General features: G+C 62.2%; 14 protein-coding genes. 11 read left to right on the plus strand and 3 right to left on the minus strand.

Translation table 11 applies throughout. The annotated features are described in order from the left end of the window. The 4 genes from B0G81_RS27675 to B0G81_RS27690 all read left to right on the plus strand — a co-directional run bounded on the left by B0G81_RS27675 (position 1) and on the right by B0G81_RS27690 (position 4,385). Positions 1-1,482, plus strand: coding sequence for a D-aminoacylase (locus tag B0G81_RS27675; protein ID WP_134139593.1), 1,482 nt, complete (start codon positions 1-3; stop codon positions 1,480-1,482). Between the two features lie 74 nt (positions 1,483-1,556). Further along, positions 1,557-1,937 carry a RidA family protein gene (locus tag B0G81_RS27680; protein WP_134139598.1) on the plus strand — a complete coding sequence of 127 codons (381 nt, stop codon included), beginning with the start codon at positions 1,557-1,559 and terminating at the stop codon, positions 1,935-1,937. A 673-nt stretch (positions 1,938-2,610) separates the two neighbouring features. Continuing rightward, a complete protein-coding gene (locus tag B0G81_RS27685) occupies positions 2,611-3,399 on the plus strand; it encodes a hypothetical protein (protein WP_116118953.1) in 789 nt (262 codons plus the stop codon). A 53-nt stretch (positions 3,400-3,452) separates the two neighbouring features. Next, positions 3,453-4,385, plus strand: a complete 933-nt coding sequence (locus B0G81_RS27690) for a glycosyltransferase family 4 protein (protein ID WP_134139602.1) — start codon at positions 3,453-3,455, stop codon at positions 4,383-4,385. A gap of 465 nt (positions 4,386-4,850) precedes the next feature. Here the strand turns inward: B0G81_RS27690 and queF are convergent, their stop codons facing one another. The 3 genes from queF to ilvA are packed head-to-tail and all read right to left on the minus strand — an operon-like array spanning position 4,851 to position 8,121. After that, a complete protein-coding gene (gene queF / locus B0G81_RS27695) occupies positions 4,851-5,675 on the minus strand; it encodes an NADPH-dependent 7-cyano-7-deazaguanine reductase QueF (protein ID WP_134139607.1) in 825 nt (274 codons plus the stop codon). Then, on the minus strand, positions 5,672-6,574 hold the full coding sequence (locus B0G81_RS27700; RefSeq protein ID WP_134139611.1) for a 5'-nucleotidase: 903 nt from the start codon (positions 6,572-6,574) through the stop codon (positions 5,672-5,674). Before B0G81_RS27700 ends, queF begins: the two co-directional genes overlap by 4 nt. A gap of 23 nt (positions 6,575-6,597) precedes the next feature. After that, complete coding sequence (gene ilvA, locus B0G81_RS27705) at positions 6,598-8,121, minus strand: threonine ammonia-lyase, biosynthetic (protein WP_134139613.1); 1,524 nt, start codon at positions 8,119-8,121, stop codon at positions 6,598-6,600. A gap of 504 nt (positions 8,122-8,625) precedes the next feature. Between ilvA and B0G81_RS27715 the strand changes: the two genes are divergently transcribed. From B0G81_RS27715 to ubiB, 7 genes are all read left to right on the plus strand, one after another. Next, positions 8,626-12,720, plus strand: a complete 4,095-nt coding sequence (locus B0G81_RS27715) for an FAD/FMN-binding oxidoreductase (RefSeq protein WP_134139615.1) — start codon at positions 8,626-8,628, stop codon at positions 12,718-12,720. Positions 12,721-12,754: 34 nt separating this feature from the next. Then, the gene (locus B0G81_RS27720) at positions 12,755-13,183 is read left to right on the plus strand and encodes an HIT family protein (RefSeq protein WP_106282021.1); all 429 of its coding nucleotides are present in this window, start codon (positions 12,755-12,757) and stop codon (positions 13,181-13,183) included. Between the two features lie 86 nt (positions 13,184-13,269). Beyond that, entirely contained in the window at positions 13,270-13,683 is a 414-nt protein-coding gene (locus B0G81_RS27725) for a DUF971 domain-containing protein (RefSeq protein WP_106282019.1), read from the plus strand. A 67-nt stretch (positions 13,684-13,750) separates the two neighbouring features. Continuing rightward, complete coding sequence (ubiE, locus tag B0G81_RS27730; RefSeq protein WP_012431711.1) at positions 13,751-14,482, plus strand: bifunctional demethylmenaquinone methyltransferase/2-methoxy-6-polyprenyl-1,4-benzoquinol methylase UbiE; 732 nt, start codon at positions 13,751-13,753, stop codon at positions 14,480-14,482. 37 nt (positions 14,483-14,519) lie between these two features. Next, positions 14,520-15,512 carry a TIM44-like domain-containing protein gene (locus B0G81_RS27735; protein ID WP_134139617.1) on the plus strand — a complete coding sequence of 331 codons (993 nt, stop codon included), beginning with the start codon at positions 14,520-14,522 and terminating at the stop codon, positions 15,510-15,512. Positions 15,513-15,668: 156 nt separating this feature from the next. Beyond that, positions 15,669-16,313, plus strand: coding sequence for an SCP2 sterol-binding domain-containing protein (locus B0G81_RS27740; RefSeq protein WP_134139620.1), 645 nt, complete (start codon positions 15,669-15,671; stop codon positions 16,311-16,313). 15 nt (positions 16,314-16,328) lie between these two features. After that, positions 16,329-17,906, plus strand: coding sequence for a ubiquinone biosynthesis regulatory protein kinase UbiB (gene ubiB, locus B0G81_RS27745; protein ID WP_116118960.1), 1,578 nt, complete (start codon positions 16,329-16,331; stop codon positions 17,904-17,906). Positions 17,907-17,915 lie beyond the last annotated feature (9 nt).

Raw genomic sequence — 17,915 nt, forward strand, 5'->3', positions numbered from 1 at the left:
ATGCACTCGCATCCCGAAGCCGCTGATACGCTGATCGTCGGCGCGCAACTGTATGACGGCACGGGCGCGCCGCCTGTCGAACGCGATGTCGCGGTTCGCGACGGCCGCATCGTCGCGATCGGCAACCTGTCGAACTGGCTCGCCGAAGAAGTGATCGAGGCTGAAGGCCGCGCGTTGGCGCCGGGTTTTATCGACGTTCACACGCACGACGACACGCACGTGATCCGCTCGCCGCAAATGCTGCCGAAGATCACGCAAGGCGTGACGACGGTGATCGTCGGCAATTGCGGCATCAGCGCGTCGCCGGTTGCGCTGAAGGGCGATCCGCCCGATCCGATGAACCTGCTCGGCGAGCGCGACGCATTCCAGTATCCGACCTTCGCCGCATATGTCGAAGCGGTGAACGCGGCGCGGCCCGCGGTGAATGTCGGCGCGCTGATTGGGCATACCGCGTTGCGCAGCAACCAGATGGACCGGCTCGACCGCGCGGCGACGCCGCAGGAAATCGACGGCATGCGCGCGCAACTCGAAGAAGCATTGGCCAATGGTGCGCTGGGTCTGAGTTCAGGGCTCGCATACGGCTCGGCGTTCTCAGCGCCGACCGAAGAAGTGATGGCATTGGCCGAACCGCTCGCCGCAGCCGGCGCGTTGTACACCACGCACATGCGCACCGAATTCGACGCGATTCTCGATGCCATGGACGAGGCGTATCGCGTGGGCCGTCACGCACACGTGCCGGTGGTGATTTCGCATCTGAAGTGCGCGGGTCCGTCGAACTGGGGACGCAGCGAAGAAGTGCTGAAGTCGCTCGAAGGCGCGAGCCGCCTGCAGCCGATCGGTTGCGATTGCTATCCGTACAACCGCAGTTCGTCGACGCTCGATGTGAAGCAGATCACGGGCGATATCGACATCATGATTACGTGGTCGGAGCCGCATCCGGAGATGGCGGGCAAGCTCGTGAAGGAGATTGCGGCGGAGTGGGGCGTCTCGCAGCAGGAAGCGGGCAAGCGCTTGCAACCGGCGGGCGCGGTGTATCACAACATGTCGGAAGACGACGTGCGGCGCATCCTCTCGCATCCCGCGACCATGGTCGGCTCGGATGGCTTGCCGAACGATCCGCTGCCGCATCCGCGCTTATGGGGCGCATTTCCGCGCGTGCTCGGCCACTATGCGCGCGACGCGGGCTTGCTGCCGCTCGAAGAGGCGGTGCGCAAGATGACCAGTTTGTCGGCGCGTCGCTATGGACTCACGCAACGCGGCGAGGTGCATATCGGTTACCACGCCGATCTGGTTTTATTCGACCCGGCCAAGGTGCGCGACGTGGCGACGTTCGAGAACCCGCAACAGGCCGCCGATGGCATCGATGCGGTGTGGGTGAACGGCGTGTTGACGTATCGCAATGGCGAAGTGACGGGCGATCGCGCCGGCCATTTCGTGGCGCGCGGCGCGGCGTCGAAGGGCGACGCGCACGGCGCGTTCTGATTGTTCAACCGATTGACTGCGGCGCGCGCGGCACTTCTGCCGAACGCGTGCCGGACTTTTTAAGGAGTGTAGTGATGAAGCGATATGGTGTTGAAGGCGGCAAGGGAACGGGCGGTCAGCATATGCCGTTTGCACGCGCAGTCGAAGCGGACGGCTGGCTGTTCGTGTCCGGACAGACGCCGATGGAAAACGGCGAAGTGATCAACGGTGGCATCGTCGAACAGTCGCACAAGGCGATTCAGAACGTGTTCGCGATTCTGAAGGAAGCCGGCTACGGCGCGGAAGATGTGGTCCGCTGCGGCGTGTGGCTGGATGACCCGCGTGACTTCGCGTCGTTCAACAAGGTGTTCCGCGAGTACTTCGGCGACAATCCGCCGGCACGTGCATGTGTGGTTTCTTCGATGGTGATCGATTGCCGCGTCGAAGTGGATTGTGTAGCTTACAAGAAGCCTTGATGTGAGTGAGCGTCGGCCAGGTTGAAGTGGTCGGCGCTTGTCGACGTTTTGCCGTTGCTGGTTGAGCAATGCCGCCTCGAAAGATTGATGCTTCTGCTTCTGAACCGTCTCCCGTTCGTCGAGAAGCGTCTGCGGGAATTTTCTATTTAGCCCCGCGAAAATTCACATTCTCTGCGCCGGCAGCCATGGCACTGCCGAAGTCGCGACGTCCCCGCCAATCCCGGATTTTCCTCCTTGTTCCGAATGTGATCCTTGACGCTTTGTCGATAGGACAAACGCCGTCATTCCGTCGGAATTTTCCCGCGCTCATATTCCCTGTGCTGTCGTTTGATCGAAACGACTGGCGTCTGAACTAGTCGGTCTTTCACCTCAAATTTTCTCATTGAGGAAGCTTGCTAAGCAGTCGCGTCTTGTTGCGCAATCGCGTTGCCGCGCCGCAAGTGGGTGTCGACGATAAGCCTGTCGCAAACGCGCAATCCACAAGGCCCGCATGTTGTCCGGCGGCGAAAACGAATCACATCGAACAAGACAACGCTCACCACCGAATTGCGTCTTTAAAAGTGAGATGAGCCGCGGCGCAACTCGTTTAATCTTACGGGTTAGCCGCGTACGCAACCACGCTGCGGCGCGCGCCACACGCCAAACACATCACCCTTTGCAAAGAGATCCCCCAATGCTCGCTCCCTCCGCTCTCGGCGACATGCGCCCGCTCTTCATGACGCCATGCTACGGCGGCACCGTCACCTCGAATTTCGTCAACAGCATGTTGGCTCTCAACAATGCTTTGTGGCAGAACGGCATGCAAGGCGGCGTGCGGATTCGCTCCGGCGAGAGCCTGATCACGCGTGCTCGCAATGAGGCCGTCGCGGAGTTTCTGGCCGACCCGCACTACACTCACCTTTTCTGGATCGACGCCGACATCGGCTTCTCGGTCGATCAGGCGATGCGTCTGCTTCTCGCCGATCACGATGTTGTCGCCGGTGTCTATCCGATCAAGCGCTTCGATTGGCCGGACACGTTGCCTGCCGGCTTGACGCGAGCGGAGTTCGCCGCGCGCTATCTGCGTTATCCGGTCAATGTTCACGACAACGTGTCGTCGGAAATCGATGCGGAAGGCTTCATGGAAGTCAGCGAAGCACCGACCGGCTTCATGTGCATCAAGCGCGAAGCATTCACGCGGATGATCGAGGTTCTTCCCGAACTCCAGTACGTGCCGGACGGCCCGCCTGACTCGCCGCTGCGCAATCTTTGCTATCGCTTTTTCGACGTCATGGTGGAGCCGCACACGAACCGCTATCTGTCGGAAGACTATGCGTTCTGTCGTCGCTGGCGTGATATCGGCGGCCGGATTTTTGTCGATACGCAATCGCAGCTTTCGCATCAGGGCATTTACACCTATCACGGTGATTTCGGCGCGTCGCTGGCGGCGAGCCCGATGACGGCGGTCGGCGGTCAGATTTGACGCGCTCATTTGTGTGAACTTGCGGACGCACTCTCGATACGACGATCTCAACGATGGAAACCAACGAACTCAGCGCCCGTGCCTTGGGCGGCACGGAGGCCATGCTCGCGGCGCTGCATGCGCGGCTCGATCCGGAGTTGGCGCGCCACTTCCAGATCATTCCGTCGCGCGCCCGCCAACTGGCTGCGGATCGCAAGCGCATTTTCTGGCTGCACGACACGCCGAGCGAAGAAGAGGCGAAATTTCTCGCGTCGCCGGATAACCTCGCGCGGTTCGACGGACTCGTTTGCGTCTCGCACTATCAGGCCTGTCTCTACAATCTGATCCCGCAGGTTCCCTATCGCAAAATGGTTGTCTTGCAGAATGCAATCGAGCCCTTCGGCGCGTATCGTCCGCGTCGCGGCGCAACGATCCGGCTTATCTATCACACGACGCCCCACCGCGGACTCGAGATTCTCGTACCGGTGTTCGAGCATCTCGCGAAGGTGCATCCGGACATCGAACTCGACGTATTTTCAAGCTTCAATATTTATGGCTGGGCGCAACGCGATGAACCGTATCGACAACTGTTCGACCGCTGCCGCGCTCATCCGCGAATTCGCTATCACGGCGCGCAGCCGAATCACGTAGTACGGGAAACGCTTCGTGATTGCGACATTTTTGCGTATCCGAGTATCTGGCCGGAGACGAGTTGTGTCGCGGCCATCGAGGCGCTGTCGTCAGGTTGTCTGGTCATTTGCCCGGCCTATGGCGCATTGCCTGAAACCTGCGCGAATTTCGCATCGCTTTATCCGTTCACCGAAGATCGGCAAAGCCATGCCGAGCGCTTTTGCCTCGCACTGGATGCGGCGATCCGCGCGGTCAAGCGACGCGCGCATGAAGACGCGACGGCGCGCTCGTTTCAGGTCGATTACTTCAACAGGTTTTATTCATGGGATCGACGCATCACGGAATGGAACGCGTACTTGCGCGGACTTTTGTCGTAGAGCCAGCATTCGATCAGACCGTTTCCGCGTCTTTCTAGGTGCAGCACGACGAAGCAGCGCCTTGAGATTAAACAATCATCGTCCTGTACTGCCTTCGCCTCTTCTGTGCTTGTTTGAAAAATGAGCAGTACTTGAAGGACTTTCACCTTGCCGAAAACCCACCTCGCCTCTCATAATCTCTACAAGGCCGCGCTCTCCGCCTATCTGGTAGATCACCATACGCAAGGCTCCACTCTCTGCAAACGGGCACTCGCCGGAACTCGTTGCGCGATCCAACGAGCAGTATGTAGATTGCAGTGAGTCTGGCTCGCGACCGAACGCGACCGCACGCACTGCGTTCGGACTTACGCGGGCACATGGAGCGCTCTGCGCTGATAGACGGCGCGCTTCACGAGAGGAATGGAAGCGGCAATCGCGCAGATGTGGGCCGCGTAATGCCACGCGGCGTAAAAACGATCCGCTTGCTTACTGCCGCGCCAGTCTAAAATTATCCGGCATAGCCAAATTGTAATTCGTGCGGAACGGATTAATATCCAGCCCCCCCCGCCGCGTATAACGCGCATACACCGCGAGCTTGACCGGTTTGCAAGCCTTCAGCACATCGAGAAAGATCTTCTCGACGCACTGCTCGTGAAACCCAGTGTGATTCCGGTACGAGATGATGTAGCGCAGCAGGCCCGCGTGATCGATCTGCGGACCCACGTAATGAATCTGCACGCTGCCCCAGTCGGGCTGCCCCGTCACCGGACAATTCGATTTCAGCAAGTTGGAGAACACTGTTTCTTCGACCGGCGCTTCATCCAGCGCCGCTTTCAACAACGACGCGTCCGGCTGATAAATGTCGGTATCCAGATCCAGCCGATCCAGCGACAAACCCTCGAATTCTTCCATCTGCAATTTGCCGAACTCATACGGCGCAGCCAGATGAACCGACACAGTCGCGCCGCACGACGCGGACACATCACGCTTGATCGTGTCGCGCACCGCGTCCATCGACTCGAACGCGGTCTGCGCGAATGAGCCGAGATACAGCTTGAACGACTTCGACTCGACGATATTCGGCGAATCCGCCGGCACGAAGAACGTCGCCACCGCGATCTGCGGCTTGCCGCGCGCGTTCAGCCACGACAACTCATACGCATTCCAGATGTCCGTGCCGAAGAACGGCAATTGCGCGCCGATGCCGATCGCCTCGCGCGCATTTTTTCGCGCGATCGGAAACAGCAGCGACGCGTCGTACTGTTCGGTGTAAGTGGAGGCCTTACCCAGCGGTGATTGTTCGGGTGTCATGATGCGTTCACAATGCCACTCAGCACGTGCCCCGTCGCCGTCACGACGCGGGCCGATTCGCAGTGGCCAATTTGGTCGTCGAAGAAAAAGTCCGGCTCGAACTCGCGCAGAAATGCGCTCTTGTCGAGGCCGCCGAGGAACATCGCTTCGTCGATTTCGATGTTCCACGCCATCAAGGTGCGGATCGCGCGCTCATGCGCGGGCGCCGAACGCGCCGTGACCAATGCCGTACGAATATGCATCGGCGCGGCTTCGTCCGCGAGTTTTTGCAGCCGGTGCAGCGCTTCGAGCAACGGCTTCAACGGACCGTCCGCGAGCGGCAGATCCTTGTTGTGAGTCTCGTGGCCGACAAACGCGCGCAGCCCATCCTTCTGGAACACGCGCTCGGCTTCGTCGGAAAACAGCACGGCGTCGCCGTCGAAGGCGATGCGGATTTCGTCCGGATACTTGCTCGCCATTTTCGCCGATTCGGGCAACACGCGCGCGGCGGGAAATCCGGCGGCAAGCGCGTCGCGCACGTCCTGCTGGTTCGCGGACAGAAACAGCGACGCGTTCAGCGGCTTCAGGTAGCCGAACGGCGCGCGTCCGCGCGTGAAAACCCCGCGCTCGATGGCAAGCCCATGTTCCCGGCACGAATGAAACGCGCGCAGTCCGCTGATCGGATCGCTGCGCGAGAGGATCACCACTTCGACGCGATGGCCTCCCGCGTTCAAGGCCAGCAGCTTGCGGATCAACGGAAACGCCACGCCCGGTTTGGCGGGCACGGTCAGGCGATCGCGCTGCAACGCTTCATAGGTCTGCAGATCGCCTTCCTCGTACACGCGGTTCTCTTCCTCGAAGTCGAACAGCGCGCGCGACGAGATTGCCACCACCAGTTTGTCGACGAGCGAGAGAGCCATCTGCGTGTTTCAGTCCTGAGTAATCAAGCGAGGAATAAGCGATATACCGGGTTCCGCGTCTCTTCCCAGTTCGGATAACCAAGCGTGGCGAGGAACTGGTTGAACACCGCGTTCTCGCTTTCGGGCACCTGGATGCCGACCAGAATCGAGCTGTAGTCCGCGCCCTGGTTACGGTAGTGAAACAGGCTGATATTCCAGTTCGGCGCCATCGACGAAAGGAATTTCATCAGCGCGCCCGGCCGCTCGGGGAACTCGAAACGGAACAGACGTTCGTCATGTGCCAGAGGCGATCGGCCGCCGACCATGTAGCGGATGTGCTGCTTGGAGAGTTCATCGAACGTCAGATCGACGGTGGCGAAGCCGTGCGCCTCAAACGCGCCCGCGATCTGCGCCGACTCGCTGCGATTCCTGATCTGCACGCCCACGAAGATATGGGCGGAGTTCGCATCCGCAATCCGGTAGTTGAATTCGGTGACGCTGCGCGTGCCGACCAGTTCGCAGAAGCGGCGGAAACTGCCGCGCTCTTCGGGGATTGTCACGGCGAACACTGCTTCGCGCGCTTCACCGACTTCCGCGCGTTCGGCCACGAAGCGCATGCGGTCGAAGTTCATGTTCGCCCCCGACGTGATTGCGATCAGCGTCTGGTTCTCGATGCCTTCGCGCTCCGCATACTGCTTCGCGCCGGCCACGGCCAACGAGCCCGCGGGTTCGAGCACGCTGCGGGTGTCCTGGAAGACGTCCTTGATCGCGGCGCAGAGCGCGTCGGTATTCACGAGCAGCACGTCGTCGAGATATTCGCTGCACAGGCGGAAGGTTTCTTCGCCGACCAGTTTCACCGCCGTGCCGTCCGAGAACAGACCGACTTCGTTCAGCGTGACACGCTCACCGGCTTTCAAAGACGCGGCCATCGCGCACGAATCATCGGTCTGCACACCGATCACCTTGATCTCCGGGCGCACCGATTTGACGTACGCGGCCACGCCCGCCGCCAGTCCACCGCCGCCGATCGGCACAAAAATCGCGTGAATCGGCCCCTGGTGCTGGCTGAGAATCTCCATCGCGACGGTGCCCTGTCCGGCGATCACATACGGATCGTCGAACGGATGCACGAAGGTCAGGCCGCGCTCTTCCTGCAGCTTGACTGCGTGCTCATACGCGTCGCTATACGACTCGCCGAACTGCACCACTTCGACGGTCGGGCCGCCGTGCGCGCGCACTGCATCAACCTTCACCTGCGGCGTGGTCACCGGCACCACGATGATCGCCTTCACGCCCATGCGCGCCGCCGACAACGCCACGCCCTGCGCATGATTGCCCGCCGACGCCGTAATCACCCCGCGCTCCAGCGCTTCAGAAGGAATATGCGCCATCTTGTTGTACGCGCCGCGCACCTTGAACGAGAACACCGGCTGGTTGTCCTCGCGCTTCAGATAGACCGGATTGCGCAGACGCGCCGACAGATTCGGCGCGCGTTCGAGTTCGGTCTCGCGGGCCACGTCGTACACGCGCGCGGTCAGGGTTTTTTTCAGGTAGTCGTGGGAAGCCATGCGGGTGGCGCGGAGCGCTTGGTGAGACGGGAAAGGGTCAATGATAGCGCCAACGGTGTAGGCTCAGGCTCTCGGCATATGCACTGAAGCAGGGTCGCACTGCGCCGCCCGACCGTTCGGTTGGTCATTCCGGCGTGGCGCCGCCGCCGTACGATTTGCCATGAAAGTGCGCAAACCCCCGCCGCTGTTCCGACTTCAGCCGTCAACGCGTGGCGGAATGATGCGGTAGAATTCCATTTTGGAATAAGGATCGGAAGATGCACTGGCAGCCTCGGATCGCCCACTTGATGCCCGCCCCGCGTGAGTGTTGCCCCGCGGCGGAGCGTCACGTCCGCCACGCACGATCGTGTAGTTATATCTGAGCGCCGCGAGGCGACCGGCGTGGGTTTGGCCGTCGGTCGAGCTTCGCTCCCCTAGAAGATTTCCAGCATTGCGCGCCACGCGCACCGTCAGCCGACGCCTCATCGATGAGCGCGCCGGGCTGGCCTACCGAGTCGTCCGAACATGAACGCACCTCAAGTTTTCGATCCGCACGGGGCCGCCGCAGCGGTAGCCGCCGATCCCGAAGCGCGTCTGCGCGAAATTCCCTACAACTACACGTCGTTTTCCGATCGCGAAATCGTCATCCGCCTGCTCGGCGACGAAGCCTGGGCGGTGCTTGCCGAATTGCGCGCGGAACGCCGCACCGGCCGCTCGGCGCGGATGCTGTACGAAGTGCTCGGCGACATCTGGGTGGTGCGCCGCAATCCTTACCTGCAAGACGACCTGCTCGACAATCCAAAGCGTCGCGCGATGCTGATCGAGGCCTTGCATCACCGTTTGAGCGAGATCGAGAAGCGCCGTCGCGCCGATCTGACCGAGCACGGCGATGAAGCGGGCGTGGACCGCGCCGCGCGCGTCGAAACGCTGGTGCAGGCCGCGCGCCGCGCCGTCGACGAATTCGCCAGCGAATTCCAGAAAACCTACGATCTGCGCAAGCGCGCGACCAAGGTGCTGGGCAAGGTCACGGAAAAGGACAACATCAAGTTCGACGGCCTGTCGCGCGTCTCGCACGTGACCGACGCGACCGACTGGCGTGTGGAATACCCGTTCGTCGTGCTGACGCCGGATACCGAAGCCGAAATCGCCGGCATGATCAAGGCGTGTTTCGAGCTCGGGCTGACCGTGATTCCGCGCGGAGGCGGCACGGGCTACACCGGCGGCGCGGTGCCGCTCACGCCGTTCTCGGCCGTCATCAACACTGAAAAGCTCGAACAGCTCGGCGCGGTGGAAATGACCGAACTGCCGGGCGTCGACCGTAAAGTCGCGACGATTTTCTCCGGCGCGGGCGTGGTCACGCGCCGCGTGACCGAAGCGGCCGAGCAGGCGGGTTTCGTGTTCGCCGTCGATCCGACCTCGCTGGATGCGTCCTGCGTGGGCGGCAACGTCGCGATGAACGCGGGCGGCAAGAAAGCGGTGCTGTGGGGCACGGCGCTCGACAACCTCGCCTGGTGGCGCATGGTCGACCCGGAAGGGAACTGGCTCGAAGTCACGCGCCTCGACCACAACATGGGCAAGATTCACGACATCGAAGTCGCGCGTTTCGAGCTCAAATGGTTCGACGGCAACTACGCGCCGGGCGAAAAGCTGCTGCGCACGGAGGCGCTCGACATCAAGGGCCGCGTGTTCCGTAAGGAAGGTCTCGGAAAGGACGTCACCGACAAATTCCTCGCCGGTCTGCCGGGCGTGCAGAAAGAAGGCTGCGACGGGCTCATCACGTCCGCGCGCTGGGTGCTGCACAAGATGCCGGCGCACACGCGCACCGTCTGCCTCGAATTCTTCGGCCAGGCGCGCGACGCGATTCCGAGCATCGTCGAAATCAAGGATTACCTGTTCGAGACCTCGAAGCAGGGCGGCGCGATTCTCGCCGGCCTCGAGCATCTGGACGAGCGCTATCTGCGCGCGGTCGGCTACGCGACCAAGAGCAAGCGCAACGCGTTTCCGAAGATGGTGCTGATCGGCGACATCGTCGGCGATGACGCGGACGCGGTCGCGCAGGCCACGTCGGAAGTGGTGCGCATGGCCAACGGCAAGAGCGGCGAAGGCTTCGTCGCGGTCAATGCCGAGGCGCGCAAGCGTTTCTGGCTCGACCGCAGCCGCACGGCGGCGATCGCGAAGCACACCAACGCCTTCAAGATCAACGAAGACGTGGTGATTCCGCTCGACCGCATGGGCGAGTACACGGACGGCATCGAGCGCATCAACATCGAGCTGTCGATCAAGAACAAGCTGCAGCTGGTCGACGCGCTCGAAGCGTTCTTCAAGGGCGGCAAGCTGCCGCTCGGCAAGAGCGACGACGCCAACGAGATTCCGAGCGCCGAACTGCTCGAAGACCGCGTGCAGCAAGCGCTCGATCTGCTCAAGCGTGTGCGCACGCGCTGGGAATTCCTGCGCGACAAGCTCGATCTGTCCTTGCGCGAGGCGCAGCACTATCTGGTCGGCCTCGGCTACGAAGCGATGGCGGAAAAATTCGCCGACCGCGTCGACGCACAGCCCGACGCCAACGTATTTCACGTCACGCAGGACCGCACGATCCGCGTGTCGTGGAAGCAGGAAATCCGCGCCGAACTGCGGCAGATTTTCAACGGCGGCGAGTTCAAGCCGATCCTCGACGAAGCCCAGGCGATCCACAAGCAGGTGCTGCGCGGACGCGTGTTCGTCGCGCTGCACATGCACGCGGGCGACGGCAACGTGCACACGAACCTGCCGGTCAACTCCGACAACTACGAGATGCTGCAGGACGCCCACACGGCGGTCGCGCGCATCATGAAGCTCGCGCGTTCGCTCGACGGCGTGATTTCCGGCGAGCACGGCATCGGCATCACCAAGCTCGAATTCCTGACGGAAGACGAGATCAGCGAATTCCGCCAGTACAAGCAACGCGTCGATCCGCATGGCCGCTTCAACGCGGGCAAGCTGCTCGAAGGCGCCGACCTGCGCAATGCCTACACGCCGAGCTTCGGCCTGATGGGTTATGAATCGCTGATCATGCAGCAGTCGGACATCGGCGCGATTTCCGAGTCGATCAAGGACTGCTTGCGCTGCGGCAAGTGCAAGCCGGTGTGCGCGACCCACGTGCCGCGCGCGAACCTGTTGTACAGCCCGCGCAACAAAATCTTGGCCACCTCGCTGCTGGTCGAGGCGTTCCTGTACGAGGAGCAGACCCGCCGCGGCGTGTCGATCAAACACTGGGACGAGTTCAACGACGTCGCGGATCACTGCACCGTCTGTCACAAATGCGTGACGCCGTGCCCGGTCAAGATCGACTTCGGCGACGTGACCATGAACATGCGCAACCTGCTGCGCAAGATGGGCAAGAAGAAGTTCAATCCGGGCAACGCGGCCGGCATGTTCTTCCTCAATGCGACCAATCCGCAGACCATCAACCTCGCGCGCACCGCGATGATGGGCATCGGCTACAAGGCGCAGCGCCTCGGCAACGACGTGCTGAAGAAGTTCGCGAAGAAGCAGACGGCGCACCCGCCGGCAACCGTCGGCAAGCCGCCGGTCACGCAGCAGGTGATCCACTTCATGAACAAGAAGATGCCGGGCAACCTGCCGAAGAAGACCGCGCGCGCGTTGCTCGATATCGAAGACAACAAGATCGTCCCGATCATCCGCAATCCGAAGACGACTACCGCCGACACGGAAGCGGTGTTCTACTTCCCGGGCTGCGGTTCCGAGCGGCTGTTCTCGCAGGTCGGTCTCGCCACGCAAGCCATGCTGTGGGAAGCGGGCGTGCAAACCGTGCTGCCGCCGGGCTACCTGTGCTGCGGCTATCCGCAACGCGGTTCGGGCCAGTACGACAAGGCCGAGCAGATCGTCACGGATAACCGCGTGCTGTTCCACCGCGTCGCCAACACGCTCAACTACCTCGATATCAAGACCGTGGTGGTGTCGTGCGGCACGTGTTACGACCAACTCGCCGGCTACGAATTCGAGAAAATCTTCCCGGGCTGCCGGATCATCGACATCCACGAGTTTCTGCTGGAGAAAGGCATGAAGCTCGACGGCGTGAACGGCGTGCGCTACATGTACCACGACCCGTGCCACACGCCGATCAAGACGATGGACCCCGTCAAGCTCGTCAATCAGTTGATGGGCTCGGAGAAGGACGGCTACAAGATCGAGAAGAACGACCGCTGCTGTGGTGAATCTGGCACGCTCGCGGTCACGCGTCCTGACATTTCGACACAGGTCCGCTTCCGCAAGGAAGAGGAGATTCGCAAGGGTGCGGCGAAGCTGCGCGGCATTCCTTTGGTGGCCGAAGCGGGCGCGAACGGGATCAATCCGGCCAATGCCTCGGCCGGCTCGGCGGGCGCGCCGGAGGGCTCCGTGCTCAAGGCCGGCGACGGCCCGCAGCCGAAGGGCGCCACCGACGTGAAGATCCTCACGAGCTGCCCGTCCTGCCTGCAAGGGCTGTCGCGTTACAACGAAGACGCGGGCATCGAGGCGGACTACATCGTCGTCGAGATGGCACGTCACGTGCTCGGTGAAGACTGGATGGTCGACTACGTGCAGCGTGCGAACAATGGCGGAATCGAGCGCGTGCTGGTTTAATGGCACGACTGACGATTTTTGCCTGAGGCCGACGATGGAATGCGTTTTTTGCCGTGAAGATGGCGGCGATGTGCTGTGGCACGACGACACCTTGCGTGTCGTACTCGCCGATGAACACGATTACCCGGGCTTTTGCCGGGTCATCTGGAATGAACATGTGGCCGAGTTTTCCGACCTCGATGGAGACGACCGGGATCGCGTGATGAAGGCCGTGTATGCGGTCGAGCGCGCGATCCGGCGCATCCTGCAGCCGGTCAAGGTGAACCTGGCGAGCCTTGGCAACCAGGTGCCGCACGTGCACTGGCATGTGATTCCGCGTTTTTCGAACGACGCTCATTTTCCGCTGCCCATCTGGGCGCCGCGCCAGCGCACGGTGTCCGAAGCCATGCTGTCGTCGCGCCGCGCGCAAGCCACCTTGCTGCGCGAAGCGGTGCGGCAGGAAATCGAACAGGCGCTGGCTTGAGTTCGAGCGCTCCCGAACCTGTCGCGTTCGCGCCGGGCCCGCGAAAGGGCAAGAAGAATTGAGGCGGCGTTCTCTATGAGGTCAACATGAGTGGACTAACTCCCGATACGCCAGTGCCGACCGGCGTGGTCGTGCATTCCAAATCGCGTGTGCTCGAATTGCAGTACGCAAACGGCGAATCTTATCGACTGCCGTTCGAACTGCTGCGCGTGTATTCGCCGTCGGCGGAAGTGATGGGCCACGGGCCCGGCCAGGAAACGTTGCAGACCGGCAAGCGCGAAGTGACGATCACCATGATCGAAGGCGTCGGCAACTACGCGCTGCAGCCGACTTTCTCGGACGGACACGCCACCGGCATCTATTCGTGGGACCTGCTGTACGACATGGCCGTGCGCCAGGATGAACTCTGGCGCGACTATCTCGCCAAACTTCAGGCGGCCGGCGTCGACCGCGATACGCCGATGGTTCAGGCCGGCGCTGCGCACGGCCACTGTCACTGATACGATTCGCCCCGAACGCCGCACTGATGCGGCGCAACATTTCAGAATACGCGAAAGGACGAGCGCGATGAGCAAAACCCACTTCGGCTTTCAATCGGTCGACGAACAGGACAAGGCGCAGAAGGTGGCGGGCGTGTTCCACTCGGTTGCCGCCAACTACGACTTGATGAACGACCTGATGTCGGGCGGGTTGCACCGCGCGTGGAAGATGTTCACGATCGCCCAGGCCAACGTGCGGCCGGGCTACAAGGTGCTCGACATTGCGGGCGGCACCGGCGATCTGTCGAAGGCGTTCGCGAAGCAGGCGGGCGACACCGGTGAAGTCTGGCACACCGACATCAATGAATCGATGCTGCGCGTGGGCCGCGACCGTCTGCTGGATAAGGGCGTGATCACGCCGGCGCTGCTTTGCGACGCTGAGAAAATCCCCTTTCCGGACAATTACTTCGACGTAGTGACGGTGGCATTCGGCTTGCGCAACATGACTCACAAGGACGTGGCGCTGGCGGAAATGCGGCGCGTGCTGAAACCGGCGGGGCGTCTGCTGGTGCTGGAATTTTCGAAGGTATGGGATCCGCTCAAGAAGGTCTACGACGTCTATTCTTTTAAGGTGTTGCCGTGGTTGGGCGAACGCTTTGCGAAAGATGCCGAGAGCTATCAATACCTCGCCGAATCGATCCGGATGCATCCGGACCAGGAAACTTTGAAAACAATGATGGAACAAGCGGGTCTCGACGGCGTCAAATATTACAATTTGTCAGCTGGCGTGGTAGCTTTACATGTGGGGACCAAATACTAGGGTTCCTAACCCATCGATTTTTAAAGGAAAGTACGAAATGTCCGATTCAGGTGTGTTATCTCCCCGTAAGGTTGGGCGGTCGCTGGTGAGAAGAATCGGACTGATCGCGATGGTCGGTCTGATCATGGCCGGCTCCCTCGCTTCGCTCAATGCGGAAGCTCGCCGCATGGGCGGTGGCCGTAGCATTGGCCGTCAGTCGAACAGCGTGACGCAGCAGTCCGCGCCGTCGCAACCTTCCCAAAGCAATCAGGCCATGCAGCAGCGTGCGCAGCCCGCTCCGGCGCCCGCGCCGACTCCGGCCGCGCAGCCTAACCGGTCGCGCTGGCTCGGGCCGATTGCCGGTCTGGCGGCCGGTCTCGGCATCGCCGCGTTGCTGTCGCACTTTGGCCTGGGCGGCGCGTTCGCCGGCGCCATGGCCAACATCATCGTGATTGCGATCATCGCCATGATCGGCATCTGGCTGATCCGCCGCTTCATGGGCCGCAAGCGTGACTCCGCGCAACCTGCTTACGCGGGCAATTCGCCGTCGCTGAATTCGGGCGGCACCGGCTATTCGCAGGAACCGCGTTATAGCGCGCCGCCGTCCGGCTCGTACCTCGAACCGCAAGGCAATCCGCTCACCACGCCGACCATCAACGCCGCGCCTGTGGTGCCGGCCGGCTTCGACTCGGAAGCCTTCCTGCGCAACGCCAAGGTCTACTTCGTGCGTCTGCAAGCCGCATGGGACGCCGGCAACATGGACGACATCCGCGAATTCACCACGCCGGAAATGTTCGCCGAGGTGAAGGTCGATCTGTCTTCGCGTGGCGCCGAGAGAAATCAGACTGACGTCGTTCAACTGAACGCCGAACTGCTGGGCGTGGAAGAGCGCGCGAACGAATACTTCGCCAGCGTGCGCTTCTCGGGCCTGATTCGCGAGGCACCGGGCGCGGCGGCGGAGCCGTTCGTCGAAGTCTGGAACCTGTCGAAGGCGAATCGCCCCGGCGAAGGCTGGCTGCTGGCCGGCATCCAGCAGGTCGCGCAGCACTGAAGCGGCGGTGCGACAGGGGCCGCGTGACGCAGCAGCGCCTTCTGGATTCGCACCGTACGTTGGCCGTTCGGCATAGCAGGCCGCGAAGCGAACGGACGTTACAATAGGAACCCGCGCGGGCACCTCGCTCGCGCGGGTTTTTTCTTGCCACTTTCAATGACCCTCGCCGCCAAGCCCTTCGCTGCTGCTGTCAATCATCTGCTCGCCCGCGAATCGTGGGCTCGTGAGCGCCTCGCCCCCTACGCGGGCAAGACCGCGAGACTGTCCTGTCCGCCGGTCGTGCTGATGCTGCTGGTGCAACCGGACGGCTATCTGAGCGCGGTCGCGGCCACCGAGGCGCAGCAGTTCGACGTGACCATTTCGGTGTCGTCTGACGCGCTGCCCGCCTTCGTACAAGGCGGCCAGGCGGCGGTAATGAAGCATGTCAAGATCGAAGGCGACGCCGAATTCGCCACCGTGATCGCCAAGCTCGCGGAACATCTGCGCTGGGAGCCGGAAGAAGATCTGGCCAGGTTCATCGGCGACGGTCCGGCGTGGCGTGTAGCCTCGGTGGTGCGCACGGTCGGCGAACACGTGCAGCGCACCGGGCGCAACCTGCTCGACACCGCCGCCGAATATCTGCTCGACGAGAATCCGCAGCTGGTGCGCCGCGCCGCGCTGGAGGACTTCAACGTAGAACTGGCCCGCGCGCGCGACGCACTGGCGCGCGTGGAAAAACGCCTCGAGCGTCTTGAACAGAAGGTCGAAGCCCGCGGCGCCGATGCGCCGGGCGGCGCCGCCACGTCGCGCGGCACGCGCTAGTCACCGGGCACAACTATGCGTTTTCTGCGTTTCCTCAAGATTTTCTTTACGGTCATCCGCTTCGGTCTCGATGAGATGATGCTCAGCCGCGTCAACGACCGGCGCGTGCGTTTGCTGCTGCGTATCACCACGATCGGCCGCAAGTTCGACGCGCCGCCGGGCGTGCGTCTGCGGCTCGCGCTGGAAAGCCTCGGGCCGATCTTCGTGAAGTTCGGGCAGGTGTTGTCGACGCGGCGCGATCTGCTGCCGGTCGATATCGCCGACGAGCTCGCCAAGCTCCAGGATCAGGTGCCGCCGTTTGAATCCGCGGTGGCGATCCGGCTGGTGGAGAACGCGCTCGGCGCACCGGTCGACGTGCTGTTCGACGACTTCGAGCGGGTGCCGGTGGCGAGCGCCTCGATCGCGCAGGTGCACTTCGCCACGGTGAAGGCGGGGCAGCACGCCGGCAAGGCGGTGGCCGTGAAGGTACTGCGCCCGAACATGCTGCCCGTGATCGATTCCGATCTCGCCCTGCTGCGCGACATCGCCGTATGGGCTGAGCGGTTGTGGGCCGACGGCAAGCGTCTGAAGCCGCGCGAGGTGGTCGCCGAATTCGACAAATACCTGCACGACGAACTCGACCTGATGCGCGAAGCGGCCAACGGCAGCCAGTTGCGGCGCAATTTTGCCGGGCTCGATCTGCTGCTGGTGCCGGAAATGTACTGGGAGTTCTGCACGCCTACGGTGCTGGTCATGGAGCGCATGGTCGGCGTGCCGATCAGCCAGGTGGAGACGCTGCGCGCGGCTGGCGTGGACATTCCCAAGCTGGCGCGCGAAGGCGTCGAAATCTTCTTCACCCAGGTGTTCCGCGACGGCTTTTTCCACGCCGACATGCACCCGGGCAACATTCAGGTGAGTCTCGATCCGAAGCACTTCGGCCGCTATATCGCGCTCGACTTCGGCATCATCGGCGCGCTGTCGGACTTCGATAAGAACTACCTCGCGCAGAACTTCCTCGCGTTCTTCAAGCGCGATTACCATCGCGTCGCCACGCTGCATCTGGAGTCGGGCTGGGTGCCGCCGACTACCCGCGTCGAAGAACTCGAGAGTGCCATCCGCGCGGTTTGCGAGCCGTACTTCGATCGCGCGCTGAAGGATATTTCGCTCGGCCAGGTGCTGATGCGCCTGTTCTCGACCTCGCGCCGCTTCAATGTCGAGATTCAGCCGCAGCTGGTGCTGCTGCAAAAGACCATGCTGAACGTGGAAGGGCTCGGTCGGTCGCTCGATCCCGAACTGGATCTGTGGAAGACGGCCAAGCCTTACCTCGAACGCTGGATGAACGAACAGATCGGCCTGCGCGGCTGGTACGAGCGTCTGAAGATCGAGGCGCCGCAGTGGAGCAAGACGCTGCCGCAGTTGCCGCGCCTGATTCATCACGTGCTGGCCGAGCGCCACGACAACAAGCGCGGCGCGAACGACGACATGATTCGCCAGATTCTGCTCGAGCAGAAGCGCACCAACCGGCTGTTGCAAGGCTTGCTGCTGTTCGGTGTGGCGGTCGGCGTCGGTGCGGTGCTGACGCGGGTGTTTCTGGTGCTTGCTTACGGCGGTTGATTGCGATCC

This window comes from Paraburkholderia sp. BL6665CI2N2, assembly GCF_004366535.1.
Classification (GTDB): domain Bacteria; phylum Pseudomonadota; class Gammaproteobacteria; order Burkholderiales; family Burkholderiaceae; genus Paraburkholderia.

Coding starts and splice junctions, on each gene's coding strand:
- B0G81_RS27675 (WP_134139593.1), top strand. CDS start 1: ATGCACTCGCATCCCGAAGCCGCTGATACGCTGATCGTCGGCGCGCAA.
- B0G81_RS27680 (WP_134139598.1), top strand. CDS start 1,557: ATGAAGCGATATGGTGTTGAAGGCGGCAAGGGAACGGGCGGTCAGCAT.
- B0G81_RS27685 (WP_116118953.1), top strand. CDS start 2,611: ATGCTCGCTCCCTCCGCTCTCGGCGACATGCGCCCGCTCTTCATGACG.
- B0G81_RS27690 (WP_134139602.1), top strand. CDS start 3,453: ATGGAAACCAACGAACTCAGCGCCCGTGCCTTGGGCGGCACGGAGGCC.
- queF (WP_134139607.1), bottom strand. CDS start 5,675: ATGACACCCGAACAATCACCGCTGGGTAAGGCCTCCACTTACACCGAA.
- B0G81_RS27700 (WP_134139611.1), bottom strand. CDS start 6,574: ATGGCTCTCTCGCTCGTCGACAAACTGGTGGTGGCAATCTCGTCGCGC.
- ilvA (WP_134139613.1), bottom strand. CDS start 8,121: ATGGCTTCCCACGACTACCTGAAAAAAACCCTGACCGCGCGCGTGTAC.
- B0G81_RS27715 (WP_134139615.1), top strand. CDS start 8,626: ATGAACGCACCTCAAGTTTTCGATCCGCACGGGGCCGCCGCAGCGGTA.
- B0G81_RS27720 (WP_106282021.1), top strand. CDS start 12,755: ATGGAATGCGTTTTTTGCCGTGAAGATGGCGGCGATGTGCTGTGGCAC.
- B0G81_RS27725 (WP_106282019.1), top strand. CDS start 13,270: ATGAGTGGACTAACTCCCGATACGCCAGTGCCGACCGGCGTGGTCGTG.
- ubiE (WP_012431711.1), top strand. CDS start 13,751: ATGAGCAAAACCCACTTCGGCTTTCAATCGGTCGACGAACAGGACAAG.
- B0G81_RS27735 (WP_134139617.1), top strand. CDS start 14,520: ATGTCCGATTCAGGTGTGTTATCTCCCCGTAAGGTTGGGCGGTCGCTG.
- B0G81_RS27740 (WP_134139620.1), top strand. CDS start 15,669: ATGACCCTCGCCGCCAAGCCCTTCGCTGCTGCTGTCAATCATCTGCTC.
- ubiB (WP_116118960.1), top strand. CDS start 16,329: ATGCGTTTTCTGCGTTTCCTCAAGATTTTCTTTACGGTCATCCGCTTC.